The organism is Bradyrhizobium cedriense, from assembly GCF_054602315.1.
Window position 1 is genome coordinate 843,686 of the sequence record NZ_JBTSWB010000002.1, and the last position, 21,906, is coordinate 865,591.

General features: G+C 66.0%; 25 protein-coding genes and 1 tRNA gene. 10 read left to right on the forward strand and 16 right to left on the reverse strand.

Features of this window, described 5'->3' with window-relative positions; genetic code table 11:
• Positions 1-86: 86 nt before the first annotated feature.
• From ACYCVF_RS10160 to ygfZ, 3 genes are read right to left on the reverse strand one after another with little or no spacing between them, the layout of a single operon-like run.
• Positions 87-701, reverse strand: coding sequence for a YfbR-like 5'-deoxynucleotidase (locus ACYCVF_RS10160; protein WP_459602169.1), 615 nt, complete (start codon positions 699-701; stop codon positions 87-89).
• Entirely contained in the window at positions 698-1,324 is a 627-nt protein-coding gene (locus tag ACYCVF_RS10165; RefSeq protein WP_459602171.1) for a DNA-3-methyladenine glycosylase I, read from the reverse strand. The genes ACYCVF_RS10160 and ACYCVF_RS10165 overlap by 4 nt, the downstream gene beginning before the upstream one ends.
• Positions 1,321-2,202: a CAF17-like 4Fe-4S cluster assembly/insertion protein YgfZ gene (ygfZ, locus tag ACYCVF_RS10170; protein WP_459602173.1), complete on the reverse strand. Its 882-nt coding sequence runs from the start codon at positions 2,200-2,202 to the stop codon at positions 1,321-1,323. Before ygfZ ends, ACYCVF_RS10165 begins: the two co-directional genes overlap by 4 nt.
• 101 nt (positions 2,203-2,303) lie before the next feature.
• On the opposite strand from ygfZ, the gene ACYCVF_RS10175 reads away from it, so the two are divergent.
• Positions 2,304-3,635 carry a dihydroorotase gene (locus ACYCVF_RS10175; RefSeq protein WP_459602175.1) on the forward strand — a complete coding sequence of 444 codons (1,332 nt, stop codon included), beginning with the start codon at positions 2,304-2,306 and terminating at the stop codon, positions 3,633-3,635.
• A 159-nt stretch (positions 3,636-3,794) separates the two neighbouring features.
• Positions 3,795-4,664, forward strand: coding sequence for a sulfurtransferase (locus ACYCVF_RS10180; RefSeq protein WP_459602177.1), 870 nt, complete (start codon positions 3,795-3,797; stop codon positions 4,662-4,664).
• A 169-nt stretch (positions 4,665-4,833) separates the two neighbouring features.
• Here ACYCVF_RS10180 and ACYCVF_RS10185 read toward each other — a convergent pair whose 3' ends face one another.
• The 4 genes from ACYCVF_RS10185 to ACYCVF_RS10200 form a co-directional block, all read right to left on the reverse strand.
• Positions 4,834-5,100, reverse strand: coding sequence for a hypothetical protein (locus ACYCVF_RS10185; RefSeq protein ID WP_025034564.1), 267 nt, complete (start codon positions 5,098-5,100; stop codon positions 4,834-4,836).
• 210 nt (positions 5,101-5,310) lie between these two features.
• On the reverse strand, positions 5,311-5,688 hold the full coding sequence (locus tag ACYCVF_RS10190) for a TIGR02301 family protein (protein ID WP_459602180.1): 378 nt from the start codon (positions 5,686-5,688) through the stop codon (positions 5,311-5,313).
• Between the two features lie 45 nt (positions 5,689-5,733).
• Entirely contained in the window at positions 5,734-6,168 is a 435-nt protein-coding gene (locus ACYCVF_RS10195) for an NUDIX hydrolase (protein WP_459602182.1), read from the reverse strand.
• Between the two features lie 3 nt (positions 6,169-6,171).
• Positions 6,172-6,672, reverse strand: a complete 501-nt coding sequence (locus tag ACYCVF_RS10200) for a hypothetical protein (protein WP_459602184.1) — start codon at positions 6,670-6,672, stop codon at positions 6,172-6,174.
• Positions 6,673-6,735: 63 nt separating this feature from the next.
• Here ACYCVF_RS10200 and ACYCVF_RS10205 point away from each other — a divergent pair, with 63 nt between their 5' ends.
• Complete coding sequence (locus ACYCVF_RS10205) at positions 6,736-7,494, forward strand: SOS response-associated peptidase (protein WP_459602186.1); 759 nt, start codon at positions 6,736-6,738, stop codon at positions 7,492-7,494.
• Between the two features lie 80 nt (positions 7,495-7,574).
• Here the strand turns inward: ACYCVF_RS10205 and ACYCVF_RS10210 are convergent, their stop codons facing one another.
• The 6 genes from ACYCVF_RS10210 to ACYCVF_RS10235 form a co-directional block, all read right to left on the reverse strand.
• A complete protein-coding gene (locus ACYCVF_RS10210) occupies positions 7,575-8,768 on the reverse strand; it encodes a CaiB/BaiF CoA transferase family protein (RefSeq protein WP_459602188.1) in 1,194 nt (397 codons plus the stop codon).
• Positions 8,769-8,805: 37 nt separating this feature from the next.
• Positions 8,806-9,735 (reverse strand): glycine/sarcosine/betaine reductase selenoprotein B family protein, encoded by a 930-nt coding sequence (locus ACYCVF_RS10215; RefSeq protein WP_459602190.1) that lies wholly within the window; start codon positions 9,733-9,735, stop codon positions 8,806-8,808.
• 340 nt (positions 9,736-10,075) lie between these two features.
• On the reverse strand, positions 10,076-10,657 hold the full coding sequence (locus ACYCVF_RS10220) for an NUDIX domain-containing protein (protein ID WP_459602192.1): 582 nt from the start codon (positions 10,655-10,657) through the stop codon (positions 10,076-10,078).
• 9 nt (positions 10,658-10,666) lie between these two features.
• Positions 10,667-11,122 (reverse strand): GNAT family acetyltransferase, encoded by a 456-nt coding sequence (locus ACYCVF_RS10225; RefSeq protein WP_459602194.1) that lies wholly within the window; start codon positions 11,120-11,122, stop codon positions 10,667-10,669.
• The gene (locus tag ACYCVF_RS10230) at positions 11,119-12,546 is read right to left on the reverse strand and encodes an FAD-binding oxidoreductase (protein WP_459602196.1); all 1,428 of its coding nucleotides are present in this window, start codon (positions 12,544-12,546) and stop codon (positions 11,119-11,121) included. Before ACYCVF_RS10230 ends, ACYCVF_RS10225 begins: the two co-directional genes overlap by 4 nt.
• A gap of 23 nt (positions 12,547-12,569) precedes the next feature.
• The gene (locus ACYCVF_RS10235; protein ID WP_459602198.1) at positions 12,570-13,577 is read right to left on the reverse strand and encodes an L-threonylcarbamoyladenylate synthase; all 1,008 of its coding nucleotides are present in this window, start codon (positions 13,575-13,577) and stop codon (positions 12,570-12,572) included.
• A gap of 50 nt (positions 13,578-13,627) precedes the next feature.
• Here ACYCVF_RS10235 and ACYCVF_RS10240 point away from each other — a divergent pair.
• Both ACYCVF_RS10240 and ACYCVF_RS10245 read left to right on the forward strand, forming a co-directional pair.
• A tRNA-Pro gene (locus tag ACYCVF_RS10240) sits at positions 13,628-13,704 on the forward strand.
• Between the two features lie 756 nt (positions 13,705-14,460).
• Complete coding sequence (locus tag ACYCVF_RS10245; protein ID WP_459602743.1) at positions 14,461-14,925, forward strand: fasciclin domain-containing protein; 465 nt, start codon at positions 14,461-14,463, stop codon at positions 14,923-14,925.
• Between the two features lie 97 nt (positions 14,926-15,022).
• Here the strand turns inward: ACYCVF_RS10245 and ACYCVF_RS10250 are convergent, their stop codons facing one another.
• Both ACYCVF_RS10250 and ACYCVF_RS10255 read right to left on the reverse strand, forming a co-directional pair.
• The gene (locus ACYCVF_RS10250; RefSeq protein WP_459602200.1) at positions 15,023-15,349 is read right to left on the reverse strand and encodes a hypothetical protein; all 327 of its coding nucleotides are present in this window, start codon (positions 15,347-15,349) and stop codon (positions 15,023-15,025) included.
• A gap of 198 nt (positions 15,350-15,547) precedes the next feature.
• A complete protein-coding gene (locus tag ACYCVF_RS10255; protein WP_459602202.1) occupies positions 15,548-15,772 on the reverse strand; it encodes a hypothetical protein in 225 nt (74 codons plus the stop codon).
• A gap of 270 nt (positions 15,773-16,042) precedes the next feature.
• Here ACYCVF_RS10255 and ACYCVF_RS10260 point away from each other — a divergent pair, with 270 nt between their 5' ends.
• The 5 genes from ACYCVF_RS10260 (at position 16,043) to ACYCVF_RS10280 (ending at position 20,616) form a co-directional block, all read left to right on the forward strand.
• Positions 16,043-17,002 carry an N-carbamoyl-D-amino-acid hydrolase gene (locus ACYCVF_RS10260; RefSeq protein ID WP_459602204.1) on the forward strand — a complete coding sequence of 320 codons (960 nt, stop codon included), beginning with the start codon at positions 16,043-16,045 and terminating at the stop codon, positions 17,000-17,002.
• A 914-nt stretch (positions 17,003-17,916) separates the two neighbouring features.
• Positions 17,917-18,471, forward strand: coding sequence for a TetR/AcrR family transcriptional regulator (locus ACYCVF_RS10265; RefSeq protein WP_459602206.1), 555 nt, complete (start codon positions 17,917-17,919; stop codon positions 18,469-18,471).
• A gap of 56 nt (positions 18,472-18,527) precedes the next feature.
• Positions 18,528-19,721, forward strand: coding sequence for an MFS transporter (locus tag ACYCVF_RS10270; RefSeq protein WP_459602208.1), 1,194 nt, complete (start codon positions 18,528-18,530; stop codon positions 19,719-19,721).
• Positions 19,722-19,860: 139 nt separating this feature from the next.
• On the forward strand, positions 19,861-20,280 hold the full coding sequence (locus tag ACYCVF_RS10275) for a DUF4118 domain-containing protein (RefSeq protein ID WP_459602210.1): 420 nt from the start codon (positions 19,861-19,863) through the stop codon (positions 20,278-20,280).
• Between the two features lie 138 nt (positions 20,281-20,418).
• Entirely contained in the window at positions 20,419-20,616 is a 198-nt protein-coding gene (locus tag ACYCVF_RS10280; RefSeq protein WP_459602212.1) for a hypothetical protein, read from the forward strand.
• A 236-nt stretch (positions 20,617-20,852) separates the two neighbouring features.
• Here ACYCVF_RS10280 and ACYCVF_RS10285 read toward each other — a convergent pair whose 3' ends face one another.
• Complete coding sequence (locus tag ACYCVF_RS10285; RefSeq protein ID WP_459602214.1) at positions 20,853-21,830, reverse strand: LysR family transcriptional regulator; 978 nt, start codon at positions 21,828-21,830, stop codon at positions 20,853-20,855.
• Between the last annotated feature and the right edge of the window lie 76 nt (positions 21,831-21,906).

Consider the following 21,906-nt stretch of genomic DNA (forward strand, 5'->3'; position numbering starts at 1 on the left):
CGCGCCGTGCCCACCATTTCGTGCTGCGCACGTCTCGCCTTGTTTGGCGGCACGCTTTGCTTTGTCCGCCCTGCCAAGGGACGATGCTACGCAAACAGCGCGCCAAACCGCTCCAGAAACTGCTTCTCCGCCCGCGCCGCGGTCCATGGCGTCAGATAGTCGCGCCGGACGCTGTCGGACAGGCCGGGATCCTTTCCGAACAGGCGCTTCGCCTCGCTCATCTCAAAACCGGCGAGTTCGGTCGCCTCGAGGTAAGCCGCGCCGCGATCGGCGGCCTTGATCGCCGCCGTGATCTCCTCCGGCAGCACCGGCGGCAAGCCGAAACGGATATGGATGGCGCCGAGCAGGCGTTTCTCGACCGCCTTGTAGTGGCCATCGAGCACGGCCTTGAACGGCGAGATCATGTCGCCGATCACATATTCCGGCGCATCGTGCAGCAGGGCTGCGAGCCGCAAGCGCTGGTCGGCTCGCGGCATCTCGTGCCGCAGCACGGTTTCCACCAGCAGCGTGTGCTGCGCGACCGAAAAGATATGCGCGCCGACGGTCTGCCCGTTCCAGCGCGCGACGCGGGCGAGGCCGTGCGCGATGTCGGCGATCTCGATGTCGAGCGGGGAGGGATCGAGCAGGTCGAGCCGGCGGCCCGACAGCATGCGCTGCCAGGCGCGGGACGGCGCATCGCGCGCGGTCTTCTTCGTCGTCATCTGGCCTTGAGGCGCGGCTTGCGTTGCGTCTTGCCGCAGCTTGCGTGGCAGTGGCAGTCGACGAGATGGTCGTTGACCATGCCGGTCGCCTGCATGAAGGCGTAGACGATGGTCGGGCCGACGAACTTGAAGCCGCGCGAGGACAGCTCCCTGGAGATCTGCACCGACAGCGGCGTCGAGGCGGGCACGCTCGCGGTGGTCTTGAACTGGTTGACCAGCGGCCTTCCGTCCATGAAGTCCCACAGCAGCTTCGAGAAGCCCGGGCCCTTCTCCATGATGTCGAGATAGGATTTCGCGCTCAGGATCGCGCCATCGATCTTGGCCTTGTTGCGCACGATGCCGGCATCATTCATCAGCGCATGGACCTTCTTCGCGTTGTAGCGCGCGATCTTCTCCGGCTTGAAATCGTCGAAGGCTTTGCGGAAATTGTCGCGCTTGCGCAGGATCGTGATCCAGGACAGGCCGGCCTGGAAGCCGTCGAGCATCAGCTTCTCGTAGAGCGCGCGGTCGTCATATTCCGGCACGCCCCATTCGGTGTCGTGATAGGCGACGTAAAGCGGATCTTCGCCAGGCCAGGGACACCGTTTCAGGCCGTCGGGATGCAGGCGGGCGGCACGGCTCATGCGATGGGCTGCTTGGCTGGAATGCGAACGGCGTCTGGTTCAGCGAGCGTCAAAGCCAGCCCCCCAGCGGTGAGCGGCTGGCCCGCGTCGAGCGCGTCGGCAACACGGTCGATGCGCACGAGGGCAATGCCCTTGCCGCCCGCGGTCGAGCCGATGGTTCCGACGTGTTTGTCGCCGGCGAGAATTGTGGCCCCGATCTCGGGCGAGGGCCCGTCGAGCAACACTTTGACGCTGCGGGTGCGTGCCGTGCCGCGATGCTGCATGCGAGAGACGACCTCCTGGCCGACATAGCACCCCTTGTCGAAATCGACGCCGGCGAGACGATCCATGTTGGACTCGTGCGGGAAGGCATCGCTGTACATGAAATCGAGCCCGCCACGGGGCACGCCGAGCGCGATACGGTGCGTCTCGTATTCGGCCGCTTCGACCAACTCGGCGCCGATGAGGTCGGACAGCTTCTGCTTGAGATCTTCCGGGATCAGGATGCGGTAGCCGAGCGCGTCATTGCGCGGGTCGGCGAAGGCGAGGTCCGGCTGGGCCCCGGGCTGGCCGTCCCAGGCCGCGAGCACGCCGAGATCGCCGGACAGGTTGTCCACCGTGACCTTGGCGCGCAGCTTGTAGAATTTCAGCTTGGTGGCGAGGGTGTCCGCCAGAGCTTTTGGGCAATCGATCAGGAACCCGCCGCCGTGACCCGCGGGCGCTTCCGTGATCAGGAAATCCACGATGATCTTGCCTTGCGGCGTGAGCAGCGCGCCGAATCGTCCCAGGCCCGGTTTCAGCCTGTCGACGTCGGTCGTGATGAGGCCGTTGAGGAAATTGCGCGCATCCTCGCCTGCGACCTTGACCACACCCCGGTCGGGAAGAAACGCCGATCTCATGCGAAAATCTCTTGCGACATGTTGCTCCGGAACGTAAGCCCGCAACGCATAAACGACAAGACCTCAAGCCCCGCGCTTGGGGATGAGAGAGGCCTTCAGCCATGAGCCAGCGTTTCGATGTGATCCTCAAGGGCGGCACCGTGGTCAACCAGGACGGCGAGGGTGTTCGCGATATCGGCATCGCGGGCGGCCGCATCGCCGAGCTCGGCCCGCTGCAAGGCAGCGCCGCGGAGGTGATCGACTGCAAGGGCCTGCACATCCTGCCCGGCGTGATGGATACGCAGGTGCATTTCCGCGAGCCCGGGCTGACGCACAAGGAAGACCTCGAGACCGGCTCGCGCAGCGCGGTGATGGGCGGCGTCACCGCGGTGTTCGAAATGCCGAACACGGCGCCGCTGACGGTGACGGAGGCCGAATTCACCGACAAGGTGAAGCGGGCCCATCACCGCATGCATTGCGACTTCGCCTTCTTCATCGGCGGCACCCGCGAGAACGTGCAGGACCTGCCGGTGCTCGAACGTGCACCCGGCTGCGCCGGCGTCAAGGTGTTCATCGGCTCCTCGACCGGCGCGCTCCTGGTGGAGGACGACGAAAGCCTGCGCCGCATCTTCCAGGTCATCGGCCGCCGCGCCGCTTTCCATGCCGAGGACGAATATCGCCTCAACGAGCGCAAACCGCAACGCATCGAGGGCGATGCGCGCTCGCATCCGGTCTGGCGTGACGAGACCGCCGCGCTGATGGCGACGCAGCGGCTGGTCAAGCTCGCGCACGAGACCGGCAAGCGCATCCACGTGCTGCACATCTCGACCAAGGAGGAGATCGAGTTCCTGCGCGACCACAAGGACGTCGCGTCCTGCGAAGCGACGCCGCACCATCTCACGCTGGTCGCGCCCGAATGCTACGAGCGGCTCGGAACGCTGGCCCAGATGAACCCGCCGGTGCGCGGCGCCGATCACCGCGCCGGCATCTGGCGCGGCATCGAGCAGGGCATCATCGACGTGCTCGGCTCCGACCATGCTCCGCATACGCTCGAGGAGAAGCAGAAGACCTACCCGGCCTCGCCCTCCGGCATGACCGGCGTGCAGACGCTGGTGCCGATCATGCTCGATCACGTCAACGCGGGTCGGCTCTCTCTGGCGCGCTTCGTCGATCTCACCAGCGCCGGCCCCGCACGCCTCTACAACATGGCCTGCAAGGGCCGCATCGCCGCCGGCTATGACGCGGACTTCACCATCGTCGATCTGAAGCGCAGCGAGACCATCACCAACAAATGGGTGGCCTCCAAAGCCGGCTGGACTCCCTATGACGGCATGCGCGTGACGGGTTGGCCCGTCGGCACCTTCATCCGCGGCCGCCGCGTGATGTGGCAGGGCGAACTGGTGACGGCCTCGCAAGGCGAGCCGGTGCGGTTTCTGGAGACGCTGAAGCAGTAGGGAATTGGTGTCGGGAGACGGACGGTGTTTCCCCACCCGTCATTGCGAGCGCAGCGAAGCAATCCAGAATCCCTCCGCGGTGGCAGTCTGGATTGCTTCGCTATGCTCGCAATGACGAGGGGAGGGAGCTACAATTCCGCTCGAATGGGAGTGCAGTGAATGTCCCAGCCGACACCCCTCATCACCACCGAACAACTCGCCGCCATGCTCGGCGATCCCAACCTCCGCCTGTACGACTGCACGACGTACAACGAGCCCGTGCCACCCGGTAGCGACGTGCCTTATCGCGCGGTGCCAGGCGACAAGACCTTCGCCGCCGGCCACATTCCCGGCGCCGATTTCCTCGACCTGCAAGGCGAGTTCTCCGACGCTTCCGCGCAACAATTCTTCATGATGCCTGGTGTGGCCCAATTGGAGACCGCCTTCGGCCGCCACGGCGCCGACGCATCCAGGACCATCGTGCTCTACAGCATCGGCACGATGATGTGGGCGACGCGGTTCTGGTGGATGCTGCGCTCGCTCGGCGTCGATGCGCTCGTGCTCGATGGCGGTTTCGACAAATGGAAGGCGGAGGGACGGCCGGTGGAGACAGGCGCGCCGAAGGGCTATCCAGCGACCATCTTCAAGGCGACGCTGCGCGGGGACTTCTTCGTCGACAAGGAAGCCGTGCTGGCGCGGATCGGTGACCCCGCGACGGTCATCGTCAACGCACTCGGGCCGCAGTTTCACCGCGGTCTCGAGCCGAGCCGCTATGGCCGGCCGGGCCGCATTCCCGGCAGCGTCAACGTGTCAGCCGCAACGCTCGTGAACGCCGACAAGACGCTGACGAATCCTGCGGATGCGGAAGCCAGGTTCGCGGCCCAAGGCGTCACGCGCGACAAGAATGTGATTCTCTATTGCGGCGGCGGCATCTCGGCAACGATCGACCTGTTGCTGCTGACGCAGCTCGGCTTCGACAAGCTGACGCTCTACGATGCCTCGATGGGCGAATGGGCGAGGGATCCGGCGCTGCCGATCGAGACGGATTGAGGCGCGCATTCCCGATACTGCCGGGAACATCTCCCGCTCATCGCGAGACTAATGCTTGTCCGCAAGGAACGACTTCCGTGCGATAATCGGGGCAGACTTCGCGACCTCTTCGCAGAGTCATTCATCCGTCGACTGGCCCCGCCGCGTGGCGGGGTCATTTTCGACAGGCTTACTGCCTGGAGATGCCGACCGAGAACTCGCCGTTGCGGATGCGGCCAGGAAAGCCCTCGACGAACTTCGCCACCGCGTCCTCGCCATAGGTGCCGACCAGCTCGGCCAACGCCGCAAACAGGCTTGCCTGGGCCAAGCAATCGCCGTCGACGCCGTCATGGCGCGCCTCGGCCCAGGCCTCGTTGAGATAGCTCAGGGCAGCCTGTTTCTGCTCGTGATCGGGCAGCGGCGCGCGGGCGGGGGCGTAGGAAATCGGCTGGCTCATGAAACTCGATCAGGGCTGGGGCGCGATCCACGGCGATGCGCTGTGCGAGAGGTGTAGCACGAGCGTTAACGACCGCTAGGCCACATCTTTAAGAACGGTTAACGGCTGTGCACAAAGTCGATGACAGGGGTCAAGCCGCGCCGCCGCGTCGATCCTCTCTCGTCATTCTGGGGCGCGCGTAGCGCGAGCCCGGAATGACGGGGAGAGAGCTCAGTTCGCGTAACGTGCCGTGAGATCGCGCGAGATCTTCGAGCCTTCCTCGATATAGCGGCGGATCGCCACCGTCGCGGCCGGCGTGCAGCTGCGGTAGGTCTGCTGAAAGCCGTTATAGCCGCGGTTGAATCCGGCAATCATGCGGGTGCGGCGCTCCCCCGAGGGGGTTTCGGCATCAATCAGCGCCTGCATCTCGTTGCGCCATTTGTTGCCCTCGTTGGCCCCGCAGATGCCGCGCAGGTAGTGCAGCCCGCCGAGGATTTCCGCCAGCCGCTGCAAATCGCCGTCAAACGGCGCCGCCGCGTCCTGGGCCCGGGCGGGCACGAGGACGCAGGCGAGAATCAGGGCAAAAATGGCCAGAAATCGTGTGGACATCGGCGGGTGTATGCCCCGTCGAGGCTAGGGACGCAAGGCAGCGCGTCAGTGTCCGATCAGGCGCGCCGCGGACTGGATCACCTCTTCCAGTCCCCCGGTCAGCTTGAGGTCGCCGAGGTTCGCCAGAGCATCGGGAGCGATCCAGCGGTAATCGTCGAGCTCGTCGTTCAGGGTCGGCTCCTTGGCCAGCCAGCGGGCGGCAAAGGACATGATCAGGTAGTGGCCGGCGCCGGCTGCGGCCGGCAGCACCTCGCGCCAGCCGGCAAGGCCGACGATCTCGATGCCGAGCCCGGTCTCCTCGTCGACCTCGCGCGCCAGGGCCTCGTGCAGCGATTCGCCGAATTCGACCCGGCCGCCCGGAAGCGAATAGAACCCCTTGGCGGGAGAGCGGGCGCGGCGGACCAGCAGCACTTGGCCGTCGCGGAAGATGGCGGCGGAGACCGCGAGCTGGGGATGGGACGGCTGGACGGGCGAAGCCAAGGCCTAATTCGCCATGATGGTGTCGACGTCGGCTTCCGCCCCGCCATTGATGATGCCGCCGCAGGCCGCGATCAGCGGCTTGACCCATGCCGTGGCCTGCTCGGCGAGGCGGACGCGGGTGGTGTCCTTCTCGACCTCGCGCATGGCCGAGCCGACCGCGGTGAGGATCGAGGTCATGGTGTCGGTGATGTGGTCGAACTGGGCGCGCACGGTGGGATCGGCCTTCTCATAGGCCTCGATCGCCAGATCCCGCGCCTTGAAGTTCGATGCCGTGAAATGCTCGGCATACGACAGCGGCGTCCAGGTCAGGAAGTCTTCGGCGCATTCCGGCATGTCCGGGACCATTTCCAGCAGCATCACGGCTTCATTGAAATGGTTGAGATAGTCGGTGGCAAGCCCGGTGCGCGGGTTGATGTTGGCGACGCGCAGCCGCTCGGCCCAGGCGGCGGCCTCGGGGCCCGTCTGTACATGCGTCCGCGCGGGTTGGGAGGCCGTTGAGCTCATCGGCCGCAGTGTTAACGTTCGGGGTTAAAAGGACCTGAACGGACCCTATATAGACCCCCAAGCATGTGTGGACGCTTCGTCATAACTTCTGCCCCCGCGGCTTTGCGGCAACTGTTCGGCTATGTCGAGCAGCCGAATTTCCCGCCCAGGTACAATGTCGCTCCGACGCAACCGATTCCGGTCGTGTTGGTCGAGAGCGGCGCGCGGCATTTCCGCCTGATGCGCTGGGGTCTCTTGCCGGGCTGGGTCAAGGATCCCCGCGGCTTCACGCTCCTGATCAACGCGCGTTCGGAGACGGTTCTGGAGAAGCCCGCCTTCAAGAGAGCCATACGCCGGCGCCGAGGCCTGATCCCGGCCGACGGCTACTACGAATGGAAGGCGGAGGACGGCCGCAAGCAGCCCTTCTTCATCCATCGCGCCGATGGCGAGCCCCTTGGTTTCGCTGCGGTGTTCGAGACATGGGTCGGGCCGAACGGCGAGGAGCTCGACACGGTCGCGATCGTCACCGCGGCGGCAGGCGAGGACCTCGCCGCGCTGCATGACCGCGTTCCCGTCACCATCAGCCCGCGCGATTTCGAGCGCTGGCTCGACTGCCGCGGCGACGAAATCGACGAGATCCTGCCGCTGATGACCGCACCGCGCATCGGCGAATTCGCCTGGCACCCCGTCTCCACCCGCGTCAACCGCGTTGCCAATGACGACGAGCAGCTCGTGCTGCCGATCAGCGCGGAGGAAATGGAGGCGGAGGCGGCGAAGCCGAAGAAGGTGGCGCGCAAGGCGGCGAACACGTCCGCCGATGACGGACAGGGATCGTTATTTTAGAAAGCTGGTGCCTCTTACTCCGCTGTCGTCGCGGATCTGCGCTGCGCGCGCCCCGGGAGGAAAGCCGAGTGCGAGGCGCTCTACACTATCTCCTGCGCCCGCAGCGCAGCGATCTCCGCCGCACCGAACCCCAGCTCGCCCAGCACGGCATCCGTATCGGCCCCCAGCTCGGGCGCCATCCGGTCCAGCTTTCCGCCGCCATGGGCGAGCTTGAAGCCGCTGCCGGCGAAGCGCAAGGGGCCGTAAGGCGTGTCCAGCTCCTGGATCGCCCCGCGCGCCTTCACCTGCGGATGGTCGATGACCTCCTCGACCTTCCAGATGCTGGCGCAGGGCGCGCCGGCGTTTTCCAAAATCGTCTCCCATTCGCGCGCCGGTCTGGCCGCGAGCGCTTCCTCGATGATGGCACGCAGCGCCGGTTCGTTCTCGTTGCGCGCGAACCAGTCGGCAAAGCGCGGGTCGGCGAGCGTGTCCTCGCGGCCGAGCGCCGACATCAGCGCGCGGTACTGCTTCTCGTTGTTGACGGCGAGCAGGATGTGGCCGTCGCCGCATTTGAACAAATTCGCCGTGGTCCTACGGCTGACCGCCTGATTGCCCGAGAGCTGCTGGCGATGGCCGGCAACCGACCAGTCCGCGATCTGCCCGGAGAGAAATGCCAGCGTTGCCTCCAGCATGGAGACGTCGATGAGCTGGCCCTTGCCGGTGCGGTCACGCTGATACAGCGCGCTCGACACGCCGAATGCGGCCGTCGCCCCCGAGAGCACGTCGCACACCGCAAATCCGGCGCGCGTCGGTCCCGTTTCGGGGTGGCCGGTGATCGCCATGATGCCCGACAGCGCCTGCATCTTGCCGTCATAGCCAGGCCGCAGGCGGTCCGGGCCGGTCTGGCCGAAGCCGGACACCGCGCAATAGATCAGCTTGGGATTGATCGCCGACAGCGCCTCATAGCCGATGCCGAGCTTGTCCATCACGCCGGGGCGGAAGTTCTCCATGACCACGTCGACCTGCGCGGCCAGCTTCTTCACGATCGCGATCGCCTCCGGCTTCTGCAAATCCAGCGTCAGGCTGCGCTTGTTGCCGTTGACGGCCTGGAAGGCCGGTGCCAGTCCGCGCTCGGCCCATTCGCGGGAAAGCGGCGTGCGGCGCATGTCCTCGCCCTCGCGCCGCTCGACCTTGATGACGTCCGCGCCCAGGAGCGCGAGCTGGTAGCTCGCATAAGGGCCGGCCAGCACTTGCGTGAAGTCCAGGATCTTCACGCCCTCGAACGGTCGCGTCACGTCGCTCTCCCCGCTTTGCTATCGTTGCCGGAGGACGTCAGGCGGCGCGGTTGCCGCGCGCGATCTCCTTCTGCTTGTCGAATTCGGCGCGACGCCGCGCCAACTCTTCAGGGCTCAGCTGCGCGACGTTGTTGTAGTCGAGCTTCCAGGAGGCATCCTCGCTCCAGCGCAGCGGCGACTGCATCGTCGTCTGCGGACCGCTTGCAGTCTCCAGCAGCCGCAGCGCCAGCTCCAGCGTCTGCGCCTGCGAGGCGACGTCGTGCGGTCTGCCGGCGGAATTGCCGAGCGGGAAGTCGCTGAACAAAAGGCGCGGCACGGCCGCGTGCTCGATGATGTCCTTGGCGCAGCCCATGATCACGGTCGGAATCCCGTTGCGCTCCAGATGCCGCGCCACCAGCGCCGTGGTCTGGTGGCAGACCGGGCAGTTCGGCACCAGCACGGCGACATCGACCGCATCAGTGCGGCAGCGCGCCAGGATCTCAGGCGCGTCGGTGTCGAGCGTGACACGATGGCTGCGGTTGGTCGGCGCGCCGAAGAAGCGCGGAGCGACCTCGCCGATGCGCCCGGCGGCGCTGGCCTTCAAGAGCTGCTGCAGCGGAAACCAGGTGCCGCTGTCGGTGGCGCTGGTGTGCTTGCGGTCGTAGCCGATGTGGGAGATGCGGAGGTCGTGCTCTTTCGACGTGTCGCCGTCATAGACCTCGTAGAATTTCGCGCTGCCATTATACGCCGCGCCCGGCCCCTGGTCCCCCTTGGCCGGATCGTAAGGCGCAGCCGTCGTGATGATGGTGACGCGCGCCTGCGACAGCGGCTTCTTCAGCGGCTGGAACGGCGCCTCGGTGTAGTGCGCCCAGCGATACGGCGTGGTGTAGCCGATCGCCGCGTAATAGTCGCGGGTGCGTTGCATGTAGGGGACGGGGGAGTCGTAGTCGGGCGCAAAGCCGAATTCGTCGTCGCGCGGAGCGGTCATGGGGCGCGTCTCCTGGTTCTTGGTTGGGGCCAGACTAGAGATAGTTTTCGCCATGCTCAACGGGGGGAGGGAGGACGCAGGTCAGAATTGCAGATGAGAATGGAGCGGCACGGACGGTGCCAACCCTCTCCCCTTGTGGGAGAGGGTGGCTTCGCGATAGCGAAGCCGGGTGAGGGGTCTCTATCCTCGCGAGCGGTCTCTCAAGTGGAGAGAACCCCTCATCCGGCGCCACAGCCGAAGCTTCGCTTCGGCGTTCTTAAGAACGGCGGCCGAAGGCCGCCTATGCCACCTTCTCCCACAAGGGGAGAAGGATTCGCACCGTACGCGCGGATAGATTCACCTACCTGAACAGATGCAGCGCCGCGTATTGCAGCAGCATGATCGCCTTGGCGTCGATGATGCGGCCGTCGGCGATCATCGCCAGCGCCTCGTCGATGGACAGCTCCAGCACCTCGATGTCCTCGCCCTCATGTTCGAGGCCGCCGCCGTCGCTGACGCGCATCTCGGGCTCGTACTCGGCGACGAAGAAATGCAGCTTCTCGGTGATCGCGCCCGGGCTCATGAAGGCCTCGAACACCTTGTGCACGTCGTGCAGGCGATAGCCGGTTTCCTCCTCGGCCTCGGCGCGGATGCGCGCCTCGGGCTCGGCATTGTCCAGCACGCCGGCGGCTGCCTCGATCAGGAGATCGTCGTGGCCGCGAATGAACGCCGGCAGGCGGAACTGGCGCACCAGGATCACGGTGCGCCGTGCGCGATTGTAGGGCAGCACGGCTGCGGCATTGTCGCGCTCATAGGTCTCGCGGTGCTGGGTCTGCCACTCGCCATTGGCGCGCCGGTATTCGAGGGTCGTGTTCTTCAGCGGCGTCCAATTGTCCGAGAGCAGGCGAACGTCCTTGATGCGGACGCGATCGGAAATGGTCATGGCTCGATCTCAATTGCTTGGCGTGGTGGTGCGGCCGTCGAGCCACTTCTGGAACATCACGGAAGTGGATAGCTCGAAGCCCAGCGAGTCGTAGAACGCATTGGCCTGCAGGTTCTCGCGGCGGACCAGGAGCTGCAGTTTTGGAATTCCGGCCGCGCGCAGCCAGTCCTCCGCGGCCGCCATGATGAGACGGCCATGGCCGCGCTTCTGGCAGTCAGGATCGACCGCGACGTAGTAGACCCAGCCCCGATGGCCGTCATGGCCGACCATGATCGTGGCGACGATCGCAGCGTTGTCGCGGCCGACCAGCACCGTGGAATTGTCGCGCCGCCGCGCCAGGGCAATGTCGGCATGCGGATCGTTCCAGGGCCGCGTCAGGCCGCAGCGCTGCCAGAGCGCGACGACCATCTCGACGTCGGTGTCCGCGATCGCGCTGATTTCGAGCGGAGCAGGGGGCACGCTCACAGCACCTTCCCCGGATTCATGATGCCGTGCGGATCGAGCATCGCCTTGATTGAGCGCATCAGCTCGATCGCGGTCTTGTCCTTCACCTCCGGCAGTTCGTCGCGCTTGAGCACGCCGATGCCGTGCTCGGCCGAGATCGAGCCGCCCATGCGCAGCACGATCTCGAACACCACCGCGTTCACATCGTGCCAGCGCGCCAGATAGTCGGCGGTGTCGGCCCCGATCGGCTGGCTGACATTGTAATGCAGATTGCCGTCGCCGAGATGGCCGAACGGCACCGGCCGCGCGCCGGGGATCAGCTTCACCACGGCGGCGTCGGCCTCGGCGATGAAGGCGGGCACGGCCGCGACGGGCACGGAGATGTCGTGCTTGATCGAGCCGCCCTCAGGCTTCTGCGCCGCCGACATCTCGTCGCGCAGCTTCCAGAAGCCGGCGCGCTGGGTGAGGTTGGCCGCGATCACCGCGTCGTCGACGATCTCCTCCTCCATGGCGCGGGCGAGGATCGTCTCCAGCGGCGTGCGGGCATCCTCGCCGGGCGAGGACAATTCCATCAGCACGTACCAGGGATGCTTCGCTTGAAGCGGATCGCGCACGTCGATGCCGTGCCGCACCGAGAAATCCACCGCCATCTCCGACAGCAGCTCGAAGCTCGTCAGCGCATTGGCGGCTTCGCCTTGCGCGATCGTCAGCAGCTCGAGCGCCGCCGCCGGCGATTTCAGCCCCACGAAGGCCGTCTCGATCGCCCGCGGCCTCGGAAACAGCTTCAGCGTCGCCGCCGTGATGATGCCGAGCGTGCCTTCGGCGCCGATGAAGAGATTGTGCAGATTGTAGCCGGTGTTGTCCTTCTTCAGCTTCGACAGCAAATTGAGCACGCGCCCGTCGGCCAGCACCACCTCGAGCCCCAGCGCCATCTCGCGTGCGACGCCATAGGCGAGCGCGGCGGTGCCGCCGGCATTGGTCGAGAGATTGCCGCCGATGGTGCAGCTGCCCTCGGCGCCGAGCGACAGCGGAAACAGCCGGTCCACCTCCGCCGCCTTCGCTTGCGCGATCTGCAGCACTACGCCGGCCTCGCAGGTCATGGTGTTGGAGGCGGTGTCGACCTCGCGGATCTTGTCGAGCCGGCGCAGCGACACCACCACCTCGCCATTGTGCGGCGTCTGCCCGCCGACGAGCCCGGTATTGCCGCCCTGCGGCACCAGCGCGATTCTGTGCGCGGAGGCGAGCTTGCAGATTTCCGAGACCTCCGCGGTCGAGCCCGGGCGCAGCACCAGCGGCGAGCGGCCGTGGAACAGGTTGCGCTCCTCGGTGACGTAAGGCTCGATGTCGGTCGCATCGGTGATGGCGTGGCGGTCGCCGACGATCTTGCGGAATTGCTCGATAAGCTCGAGCGCAAGCGGAGCGGGCGCGGATGTGTTGACGTTCATTCTGGTGTCTCTTCTCAAGCTTCTTATCGGGCAACCGCAGCCCGGCGCAGCCGGTCATTGATCGCTTCGCCCAGGCCTTGTTCGGGCACCGTCATCACCGCGATCGCCCGCGGGCTCTTCGCATCGAGGGCGCGCAGATGGCCGAACAGGTTGGCGGCGGCTTCATCGAGATCGCCGGTGGGGGACAAATTCATGACGGCGGCGGCGGCGTCAAGGCCGGGCAGGCGGGCCGGGCCGAACGCGAGCAACGCTTCGCCCGGTGCGACGTCACGCGCATTGAGCCGCACATGGGCGCGCGGCGCGTAATGCGAGGCCAGCATGCCCGGGGCCAGCGGCTGGCTATCGTCGCTTTCGGCCTCCGCGGGCGGCCGGGCCAGGGCCATGCCGAGCACCGCCTCGATCCGCTCGCGTGACAGCCCCCCGGGACGAAGCAGTATCGGCGCGTCAAGGCAGCCGACGATGGTCGATTCCACGCCGACCGAAACAGGTCCGCCGTCGACGATCAGGTCGATCCGCCCGGCAAGGTCGCCCTCGACATGGGCGGCGAGCGTCGGCGAGACGTGGCCGGAGATGTTGGCGGACGGCGCCACCACGGCGCCGCCGAAGGCGCGCAGAATCGCCTGCGCCACCGGATGGGCGGGGATGCGGATCGCCACGGTGTCGAGGCCGGCGGTGGCGAGATCCGCCACCGGGCAGCCCTCCGTCTTCGGCACGACCAGCGTCAGCGGCCCCGGCCAGAACGCCTCTGCGAGGTCCAGAGCGCGCGCGTCGAAGCGCCCGATCCGCCGCGCGGCCTTGAGGTCCGCGACATGGGCGATCAACGGATTAAACGCCGGCCGCCCCTTGGCGGCGTAGAGATGGGCGATCGCGGTGGCATTGGCGGCGTCGGCGCCGAGCCCGTAGACCGTCTCGGTCGGAAACGCGACCAGCCCGCCGGCGGCCAGGGTCCGGGCGGCGGCTTCCGCGCCGGCCGCGCCGGCCGGTAAAATCAGCGTCTCAACACCCGTTTTCACAGGGACAAAATTCCTCATCTCGGCCGCTTGCGGTGCGTCAAACCCGACGCTATAAGCCGCCTTCTTGTCGGAGTGTGGCTCAGCCCGGTAGAGCACTGCGTTCGGGACGCAGGGGTCGCAGGTTCGAATCCTGCCACTCCGACCATTATTTCAAAATCGACGTTGTGAGAGGCTTGGTTAAGCACACCTCGCCCTGCGGGGCCTTTTGGCACGGATACTGAAGTCCGGTCCACGGCGGATTTGGGGTGAGCAGAGCGGGCTGCTGGGGCGGCATGGCTGCGATGCCTGACGCCGGGGGTTGCTGAGATCGCCGGATTGCGCGGCATCCGAATTCCCTGGCCCTGATCGGTGTTCATTCTACGCAAACAGCGGCCGCGCTGCTCTGCCTTTTCGGGGAATGGGTATCGGCACTCGTGTGGCGAGTAGGCCGATGCGCCCCTGCCAGGCTCGTTATATCCGTGACTGGGGCTGGCCGTAGGTGTTGGTGTGGTGCCAACGCCGGTGCGAACGCATTGGCCGCCGCGCGTTCAACTGACCGCCGCTCATTGCCAGCCGCGGCGCCGACAGTCGATCAGTGCAGCCGCGCTCACGAGTTTCATACGTGTCATGGCTCTCCATGTCTCGGCTTCGCAGCGGACCAATCCCTGCTGCCGCCAAGGTTTCACGACCAACGAGGGCTTCTTCGGTTTCGCTGAACCACGATTCGCTCATGCGAGCTGGCGGATCTTTGAACAGGGCGGTGATCCATCGGTCGCGAGGCTTCGTTTCATTCAGGTCGATCGTAACTGATCGCACGATGGATGCGCCATGTCGGGTGCATCCATCGCGTCGACATGGATTGAATCACATTTTGGAGAATCTGATGACGCCCGCAATTCGTTCGTTCGTGGCCGGAGCGGCCATGGTCGCTGCCCTGCTTGGTCCATCCGTGGCGCGCGCTGCGGACATCGTCGACACCGCCGTTTCCGCGGGGTCGTTCACCACGCTGGTGACGGCCGTGAAAGCCGCCGGTCTGGTGAAGACGCTCAAGGGCAAGGGCCCGTTCACGGTGTTTGCGCCCAACGACGCGGCCTTTGCCAAGCTGCCGCCCGGCACGGTCGAATCGCTGTTGAAGAACAAGGCAAAGCTCGCGGCGGTCCTGAAGTATCACGTCATTCCGGGCCGCGTAAATGCTGCCGACGTCGCCGGCAAGTCGCTGCAGGTGGCAACTGTTCAGGGGCAGCCCATCAGCGTCGACGGACGCTTCGGGGTCCGCGTCAACGACGCCCATGTCGTCCAGCCGGACATCCAGGCGTCGAATGGCGTCATCCACGTCATCGATACGGTGCTGCTGCCGCCGGCCCGCGCAAAGAAGATGCACCACTGACACGGCAAGCTATCGAGTACCCGGCCGTTGCGACGGCCAGGTATTTTTTGGGATGGACTGGCTGCACTGAGAGAGCTTCGCTGGAGTTCGAAGAGGACTACCGCCGCGTCACCAATACGCCCACCAGAAACGCCACAATCAGCGACGGCAGCGGTGCTTCGCGCACCATGCCGCGCACGATGTCCGGCCAGCGCTGCTCCGGGACCAGTCTCGGCGATCGCACGTTGGGTGCCGGCTCGATGCCCCAGCTCGAGGCGAGCTCGGCGATCTCGCTCTGCGCCAAACGCACGCCGTCGCGGACGCGGAAGACGGCCGTCTCGGATCGCTCGCGCGGCGCAAGTCGCACCAGCGTCTCGATGGCAGTGCGCAGCGTCATCTCGCCGTAGCCTTGCAGCCTCACCGATTCCTCCGGATCGGTCGTCATGCGAAATCCCTCACGGGGCGAAGTGGCGGGTAGGCGACTTCCGCCGCAAACGGGACCTGCGGGGATACCGCGCTCGCCGCGCAGCGCGCGAGATGGGCCCGCGTCAGGTGTCTGCTCATGTTTGTGCTCCATGCTCTGCATGGAAATTGCGGCGGCGGAACTTGGTTCCTTGCGTGCGCTGCAAATCGGCGCGCCCGGCTACTTTCGCAGCAGCTCGCTCAAGGCCGCCGTCGCCTCGGCGCAGCGGATATCGTCGATCTCGCGCGACAGGCTGAGCGCGATCGCTCTCAGCTCTTCCAGAGTCCCGCTATCCGATTGCTGATTTTCAAGCTGCCCGAGACGCTTGTTCAGATCGTCCAGTCTCGATTGAAGCTGCCCGATGCTGGCGGCCCCGTTCACTTTCCAAACGCGTTGTGCACGCATCGTCTTCCCCTGATAGTCTCACGACCTTGTGAGAGAGGTTCGTGGCCGGAATGGGAGTTTGTTTTGACGGCCCTCAGACCACGGGGAACCGTTGCATATCGGCAACGAAATTCCCTGAGTCGCGCGCGCTCTTCCGCGCCCTCACGATGTTACCCGCTAATTAGGCACGGAACTTGATTGTGGCATTTGGACGGGGCCGAGGCGTCCTGTGCGCGTGGTCCATCGCTGGATAGGCTTCGGGCCCGGCGCATCAAAACGTGAGGAATGAGCGTGGCGAGATTTGTGACCATCGCGGCCGGCCAGCTCGGGCCGATTGCGAGGAGCGAGACCAGGACGGCCGTCGTTGCGCGGCTGATGGCGTTGATGCGCCAGGCTCGGGATTGCGGCTGCGACCTGATCGTCTATCCCGAGCTGGCGCTGACAACTTTCTTTCCGCGCTGGTACTTCGAGGACCAGGCCGAGATCGACAGCTTCTTCGAGCGCGAGATGCCGGGTCCTGAAACGCAGCCGCTGTTCGATCTGGCGCGCGAGCTCGGCATCGGCTTTTGCCTCGGCTATGCCGAGCTGACGGCCGAGGCGGGAATCGTCAGGCGCTACAACACCTCCATTCTGGTCGACAAGAGCGGCGCGATCGTCCTGAAGTACCGCAAGGTCCATCTGCCCGGCCATGCCGAGCACGAGCCGTGGCGCGAATTCCAGCATCTGGAAAAGCGCTATTTCGAGCCGGGCAGCGGCTTCGGCGTCGTCGATGCCTTCGGCGGCGTGATGGGCATGGCGATCTGCAACGACCGCCGCTGGAGCGAGACCTATCGCGTGATGGGCCTGCAGGGCGTCGAGATGGTCATGATCGGCTACAACACGCCGGTGCACAATCCGCCGGCGCCCGAGCACGACGATCTCTCGCTGTTCCACAATCGACTGGTGATGCAGGCCGGCGCCTATCAGAACGGCACCTTCGTGGTCGGCGTCGCCAAGGCCGGCGTCGAGGAAGGCGTCGACCACATCGGCGGCAGCTGCATCATCGGGCCCTCGGGCGAGATCGTGGCGGCCTGCACCAGCAAGGGCGACGAGATCGCGCTGGCGCGTTGCGATCTCGACCTCTGCAACTCCTACAAGCGCACCACCTTCAATTTCGACGTTCACCGCCAGCCGCGGGCCTACGGGATGATCGTGGAGCGGAAGGGCGTGACGACGATGGCGGATGGGACGCCGGTGCGCACGAAGGGGTGATCACTCTTCGTAGCCCGGGTGAGCGCAGCGATACCCGGGACGTCCCGCGCAGGGATCCCGGATGTCGCTTCGCTCATCCGGGCTACGGGACCGGGCTGTGTCGCCCCCTGTCAATCCGATATCGTGAAAATATTCCACTTTACCGAAATTCGGTTTTGCCGTATGTGTCGCCCATCCCGGCTCATCCTTGAGGGGCGATCGTGTGGTCGTCATGTTCGCGAGCCGGGCTTGCGGTGGACGCGGCAGCGTCGGGCGCGAAAGGCCGGGGCAGGGCGGATTGCTCTCCGTGAGCCCTGGGCATCGCGCGGACGAACGGCGCTGTCAGGCTTCGTCTCGCCTGCAAGTTTCCGGCTCCGTCGACAGGGCTGGAAAAACTGCGGCGAAATGGCGGGCCGTGCGTACGGCAAAACCGTGTGGTCCTGGCCGTCGTTGCTACGGTCAAGCCCTTGCGAATGCGGCAGTCGCGCCAACCGGCGCGGTGCCGGTGACTTTCGCGGGGTGAGGGAGGCCAGAGGGAACTCGGCTCCCGGGAGAGCGCGGCATAAGCCGTCCGACCATCGCGCAGGGAAGGCCGTGTGTTGGGCTTCACCTGTATGCCGCTGTGCAGTTCTTCTGCGTGTGCATTTCGCACAGCGGACCGTGGGTGCCAGCCGGCACCCGGCCTTCCCTGCGCCCTCTCGTCCGGAGAGGGTGGAGCGACGAAGCAAAAGCTCGGGCGAAACAAGCCGCGAGAGCGCGAAGGTGTGTCTGCAGCCAAACTCGGTGTCATAGATCGTCGATTTCCCTTCCTCGACCCGCTCACAACCACGTGTCTTTATTTGGAAACGAGCATTCCCTATTAACGTCCCATGCAAAAGACCGCCCGCCGCTCCCGGCCTGCCGCCCGTCCGCCCGGCCGCCCCCGTGAGTTCGACATGGACACCGCCCTCGACCGCGCCGTGCGCGTGTTTCGCGAGCGCGGTTATCATGCCACTTCGATCGGCGAGCTCACCGCCGCGATGCGGCTTGCCACCGGAAGCGTATACAAGGCGTTTCGCGACAAGCATGCGGTTTTCCTCGCCGCCTTCGAGCGCTACACGGCGCAGCGCCAGGAGCAGACCCGCAACGCGGCGGCGCGGGGCGCAAACGGCCGCGAGCAAATCCGCAACGTGCTGCTGTCCTATGTCGAGCACTCCCAGGGCATCGAGGGACGGCGCGGCTGCCTCGTAGTCGGCAGTGCGGTGGAACTGTCCGCGCGCGACCCCGTCGTCGGCTCCCGCGTCAGCGCGCAGCTTGCGGCCAACGAAAGCTTCATCGCCGGCCTCATTCGCGCCGGACAGGCCGACGGCTCGATTCCCCGCCATGTCGCCGTCGAAGACACCGCGCGGCTGATGATCTGCATCACGCAGGGCATGCGTGTCGTCGGCAAGGCGCGCCTGCGGCTCGACGGCGAGCGCCTGGCCGACGTCGCGATGAAGCTGCTCGCCTGAATTTTTTGTCATAATAGGGAATAGTCATTCCCTATACCTATCTGGAGTCCATGCGAATGACGATGAATGCCACCATCGAGACCGCGCCCGCACCGGATGCGGTGTCGCAGCGCCTGACCTTCGTGCTTGCCGCGGCCTGTGGCATGGTCGCCGCCAACATCTACTATGCGCAGCCCCTGATCGCCCCGATCAGCACCGCGCTCGGGCTCTCGCATGCAGCGAGCGGGCTGATCGTCACCATGACGCAGATCGGCTACGGCGTCGGGCTTCTCTTCATCGTGCCGCTCGGCGATCTCGTCGAGAACCGCACCCTGATCTGCTCGGTGATCACGCTCGGCGCCGCCGCACTGCTCGCCGCCGCGTTCGCCACGCATGCGCTGCCGTTCCTGATTGCCGCGCTGTTCATCGGGCTCGGCTCGGTCGCAGTGCAGATCATCATTCCCTATGCCGCGCATCTGGCACCCGAGGCCATCCGCGGCCGGGTCGTCGGCAACGTCTCGACCGGCCTGATGCTCGGCATCATGCTGGCGCGTCCGGTGTCGAGCTTCGTCACCGCAGCGCTGTCATGGCACGCGGTGTTCTTCTGCTCCGCCGCGCTGATGATCGTGCTCGCAGCCGTGCTCTGGATGACGCTGCCGAAGCGCAAGCCGGTCACGCGGATGCACTACGGCGAACTGTTGTTGTCGATGCCGCATCTGGTGCGAACCACGCCGCTGCTGCGGCGCCGCGCGCTCTATCAGGCGAGCCTGTTCGGCGCCTTCACCCTGTTCTGGACGGTGGCGCCGCTCCAGCTTGCCGGCGAATTCGGGTTCTCCCAGCGCGGCATCGCGCTGTTTGCGCTGGCCGGCGTCGCCGGCGTGTTCGCCGCGCCCATCGCGGGACGGCTCGCCGATCGCGGCCATAGCCGCAGTGCGACGCTGGTCGCCATGCTGCTCGCGGCCGCAGGCTTCCTCGTGACCTATCTCGGCACGCCCGGCTCGATGCTGAACCTCGCCTGTCTGGTGGCGGCCGCGATCGCCATCGACATCGGCGTTCAGGGCAACGTCGTGCTCGGCTTCCGCGCCATCTTCGCGCTGGGGCACGAGCACCGCAGCCGCCTCAATGGCCTCTACATGGCGACGTTCTTCGCAGCCGGCGCGGCCGGCTCCGCGGTTGGCGCCTTCGCCTTTGCGCAGGGCGGCTGGGCGCTCGCATCGGCCATTGGCCTCGCGCTGCCCGTCGCCGGCCTGCTCTATGCGGCGACCGAGTAGCCGGCGGCGTAGACGGAATCTTGCGACGCGTCCTGTTTACCCAACCTCGCCTGGATGCAATTTCCGCCTCGCGGTTTCCCTGCCGGTGTTGTACTTTGGTCGCAAGCGGACCCGGTTAACGGGCGGCAGGGGGAGGCTGATGAGGCGTACGGGGCTGTTTGGCGTACCGCGGGTACGGCCATGGTCGTGGCAGGCGTTTTTGCTCGGGCTGGGCGTCGTCGCAATGTCGGCCGTGCTGGAGGGCATCTGCGTCGCCCTCGGCGCAAAGCTCTATTTCGTGGCGTTCCTGCCCGGTCTGTTCGTGCTTGCGTACGTCGCGGGCGCACCGGCGGCGGCGTTCGCTGCGCTGCTCACCGTCCCGCTGGTGTGGTGGGCGTTCATGTCGCCCTTCTTCCAGTTCACTCCGCTGACCAGCGCGAATGCCGATTCCATCAACCTGTTCTGCCTCCTGGCCGTCCTCCTGATCGGCCTTGCCGATCTCTGCCGCGAGACGATGACGATCATCAGCCGTGGCGGGCTGAATCCGTCGGGCGAGAGCGCGGCAACGAATCCGCAATAATTCGGCCCGGCAAGACCGCGGGCGTTGCGCGCGTGCAACGGTCCGGCAACCATTCGCGAACGTGCCGCGCGCCGCTAACTTTTCGAAAAAGATTTGGCCGCAGTTTCTCCCGCGGGAATGACGAGGGAGTTTTCGGACATGAACGGTCACGCCATCTTGGAGAACGTGCGCCGCTACCGCAGCATCGCATCGCTCTATCGCCAGACCGCCGCATTCCGCCCGGGCCAGAGCTGGTCGCTGCTGGAGCAGGCGAGGGATTGGGAAGCGCGGGCGCTGTCGGAGCTGGAAGCCTATTTCGCGGCGCGCGCGGACTGCGCCGCCCCGCTCGCAGCCTGATCGCCAGCCATCGGTGCGGCCCTGAACCGGCTCGCCGAAGGCGCGATCGCCCACGGGGAAATTACGGAATTGTCTCGGCATCCTGCTGTGCTAGCAACGGGCCGATCTCCTTCACCTCGGCCGGGGCACGCAATGACCACCTTCAATCGGATCTTCACGACGGAGCGTCTGATCCAGATCATCGTGGTGCTGGCGGCGACCATCGCCATGAAGCTGATGAGCTGAGCGCCGGCCGGCTATCGCCCGCCGAGCTCGGGCAAATCAGGCAGATAATTCGACCCTTCCGAGCCCAGGAAATCGAACATCGCCTGTGCGGGCGGCAGCAGCACCTTGTCGCTGCGGCGGATCACGTACCATTGGCGGACGATCGGCAGGCCCGCGACGTCGAGCACGACGAGCCGGCCTTCGGCGAGCTCATGCGCCACGGTGTGGGCCGAGATGAAGGCGATGCCCAGCCCGGCGATCACGGCCTGCTTGATGGTTTCGTTGCTGCTCATTTCCATGCCGATGATGGGCTCAAGATCCGACTTCTGGAACAGACCCTCCATCAGAGTCCGCGTGCCTGAGCCCGGCTCGCGGGTGAGGAAGGTCTCGTGCACGAGATCCGTCAGGTTGAGGCCGGAATCCTTCTCCAGCCAGTGGCCCTTGCGCGCGACGATCACGTGCGGATTGCGCCCGAGCTGGCGGACGTCGACGGTGACGTCGGCCGGTGGCCGACCCATCACCGCGAAGTCGAGGTCGTAGCCGTGCATGGCTTCGCGGATCTCCTCGCGATTGCCGATGGTGAGCTTGATCTCGATCTTGGGATACCGCCTGGAGAATGCCGCGATCGCGTGCGGCACGAAATATTTCGCGGTCGAGACCGCGCCGAGACGCACCGTGCCGCCGGTGCGCCCCGCGAGCAAATCCAGCGCGCCCTGGCAATCCGTGATGGCGGCCTCGACCCGCTCCGCCAGCGCCAGCACCTCCTTGCCGGCCTCCGTCAGCAGCATGCCGTCGCCGGTCCGCTGCACCAGCGGCAGGCCGGCGAGGTCCTGCAACTGCCGCAGCTGCTGGGTCACGGCCGGCTGCGTCAGCCCGAGATGGCCGGATGCCGCCGTCACGCTGCCCTTGGCCGCGAGCGCCGCAAGCGAGCGCAGCTGCCGGATCGTCAGATGCCGGAGCTGGGCCGCAGCATGGCCGGGACCATTATAAGAAAATTCTTTGAGGCTCATTATGAATAGAAATTTTCCTTATTAAGCCGGCCCTGTCAATCTCCTGATGCCGGGACCGACCGCACCGACCTCCAGC